We start from the raw sequence: 800 nt of genomic DNA, 5'->3' as shown, positions 1-800 counted from the left end.
GCACCGGTCCCGGATCACCAACTGCCGCAGCAGGGTTCGACTCGGACGACGCTGGGACGTGTCCCAGGCAATGGTCGGCCCGAGACGGCCGTGACGGATCAGCCGCACCGACGCAGTACACAACACCGCCTCCAGAGTCTGCGAATCGAGACCGGGCCCGTCGTCGAGATGCGCATCCGACGTGTCGAGTGGTGACCCGTCGGGTCCGACATGAACCAACACATCCGCAGCAGGAGACACAACCGGAGAACCCGCGCCGGCGCAGATGGTCTCGGCCATCGCCAGCATCGCGGGGACCGGGTTCGGGGGTGCGGGTGCGGTGCGGTCGGGTTCAGGAGTGTCGGGTCCCGTCTCGTCGGTGCGGGTGCGTTCGTACTCCGCACGGGTCAGGGCGGCGAGGAATCGGGCACCGTCCTCGGGACGGAATCGGGCGGACACGACCAGGTAGCCGTCGTCGTCGTAGAACCAACGCCCACCAGCACGATCGGTGTCGGTGTCGGGGGTGCGGGTTTGTCGGACGAGGCCGCGGACGAGCCGGTCCAAATGCGCCGCCGGTGCTTGCACGGCGATGCGCAGCAACGACTCTTCGGTGTGGGGTGTCGCGACCCGGGTGAGAGCACGGACTTTGGAGTAGGACACCCTGCCTTCGGCGAATGCGTACGCGATACGCGGCAGCACGGTCACGGCGTTCGCGACCCGGACCTGTTCACGGGCGGTGTGCAGGCTGACGCCGGCTTTCCAGGACAGCCAGTGGGCGGCGGAGTGCAGTTGCCAGCCGGCCCAGCCGCGGCGGGCGTCGA

1 protein-coding gene is annotated in these 800 nt (G+C 68.9%); it reads right to left on the bottom strand.

The features are described from left to right. On the bottom strand, positions 1 to 800 hold an 800-nt coding region (locus ACHIRB_RS31085; protein WP_395127855.1), incomplete at both ends, for a DUF222 domain-containing protein.

Source organism: Antrihabitans spumae (assembly GCF_043944905.1).
GTDB lineage: Bacteria > Actinomycetota > Actinomycetes > Mycobacteriales > Mycobacteriaceae > Antrihabitans > Antrihabitans spumae.
Note: the sequence above shows the minus strand (reverse complement) of the source record. Positions and strands in the feature narration are given on the sequence as shown.